A 1,875-nucleotide genomic window follows, 5' to 3' on the forward strand; every position below is an offset into this window, starting at 1 on the left:
GGATCGATACCGAGTTCTTCACTGGCGACCTGGGCGAGCGTCGTCTCCAACCCCTGGCCGTGATTCTGGATCGGCACGTCGATGATGAGCATGCCGTCAGGCGTCATCTGCAATGCCGCCTGTTCGTAGCCGAACACCACAGGCAGGCCCCGCTGCACCCATTCCGCCGTTCCGTGTGCCGTCTGTTCAAGGTAGGTGGCGTAACCAAGACCAATCTCGTAGTCGGTGCCGGCGTAACGTTCACGCAACGCGGCCACCCGCTCCGGCCGGATCATGCGGCGCACCGCCACCGCGCTCGCCTGGTAATCGCCGATATCGTAGGTCTTGCCGCCCGCCGACTTCCACGGAAACTGGTCGGGACGGACATAATTTCGCGTCCGCACCTCGATCGGGTCTAGGCCGAGATGCGCGGCGAGTTCTTCCATGGTGCGCTCGATGGCGAAACACGCGCCCGGCCTGCCAACCCCGCGGTAAGGACCCAGTGGCGACTTGTTGCTGGCGCAGGTGCGTGCGGTGGCACGGTAATTCGTGATTGCATAGGGCCCCGGCAGAAAGCCGATCGCCATGCCGGCTTCCATCGGCGCGGTCCACGGCCAGACCGAATAAGCCCCGGCGTCGACGTCGATCGAGGCTTCCAGTCCAAGCACAACGCCATTGCGGTCGGCGTGAACCGTCACCCGATAGCGGTGCTCGCGTGCATGCGGCGACGCCGTGAGGTGCTCACGCCGATCCTCGATCCAGCGTAGGGGCTTGCGGATCCTGCGGGTCAGCGCCGCGAGCGCGATCTCTTCCGGATTGAGGTTGTTCTTGACGCCGAAGCTGCCGCCGACTTCCGGGGCGACGACGCGCAATTCACGCTCCTTCATATTGAGACAGTTCGCAAGCGCTGTCCTGATGACGTGTGGAAACTGCGTCGACGAATAGATTACGAGTTCGCCGGTGCGCTCGTCGAGATAGGTCACGACGCCGCGGCCTTCGAGCGAGACGATCGCCTGGCGGTTCATCTTGTAGTCGCGCGTCAGCGTCACCGCCGCACTGGCGCGGGCGGCCTCGATGTCGCCGACATCGATCTGCGTCTCAAGGAAAAGGTTGTCCGTCCACCCGGGGTGGATCGGCGGATAAGCCGGGTCGCGGCACTGCGAAAGGTCGCTCACCGCAGGCAGCTCGTCAAATTCGACGACTACTTGGGCAGCAAGATCTTCGGCTTCGGCCCGAGTACGACCAAGGCAGATTGCGATCGGTTCGCCGACGAAACGCACCTTGCCATTGGCAAGCGCGGGATAATCCGAGCGGCGAAAGCCCTTGGCCTGCGAATCCGCTCGGATCGGCAGCACGTCGCCCAGATCGGCCAACAAGAACACCCGGTTTTGAGCGCCCTCGGGTTTCTGCACGCTGACGATATGGGCATGGGCCACGGGACTGCGCAGAAACGCGACTTCCCACATGCCGGGCTGGCTGATGTCCGCAATGAACGAGCTGCGTCCCGCGAGCAGGCGCTCGTCTTCATTGCGAAGGATCGAGCTTCCGATACCTTTCCCGCCGGATACTGCTGATGTCGCGTTCATCTGCTCACAGGCCCATGTAAGCTGATTGCACGGACGGGTCCTGAATGAGCGTCTGGGTATCGCCATGCATGCGCACGCGGCCGGACTCCAGAACATAGCCGGTGCTGGCGATCTCGAAAGCCGTCATAACGTCCTGCTCGACGAGCAGGATCGAAATGCCCTGCTGGTTGATCTTGACCAGGCTGTCAGCGAGAAGTTCGACCGCCTTCGGCGCCAATCCGAGCGACAGCTCGTCGATCAGAAGGAGCTTTGGGCGAGCCATGATGCCGCGCCCGATCGCGCACATCTGCTGTTCGCCGCCGGACATGGT

1 protein-coding gene and 1 pseudogene are annotated in these 1,875 nt (G+C 63.1%); both read right to left on the reverse strand.

The features are described 5' to 3' along the window. Nucleotides 1-1,565 (reverse strand): xanthine dehydrogenase family protein (locus VGP39_RS27595; RefSeq protein ID WP_327571267.1); only part of this gene is annotated, 1,565 nt, incomplete at its 3' end. Between the two features lie 4 nt (nt 1,566-1,569). Beyond that, nucleotides 1,570-1,875, reverse strand: a pseudogene (locus VGP39_RS27600) (branched-chain amino acid ABC transporter ATP-binding protein); the annotation flags it as partial.

This window comes from Bradyrhizobium sp., assembly GCF_036009065.1.
Classification (GTDB): domain Bacteria; phylum Pseudomonadota; class Alphaproteobacteria; order Rhizobiales; family Xanthobacteraceae; genus Bradyrhizobium.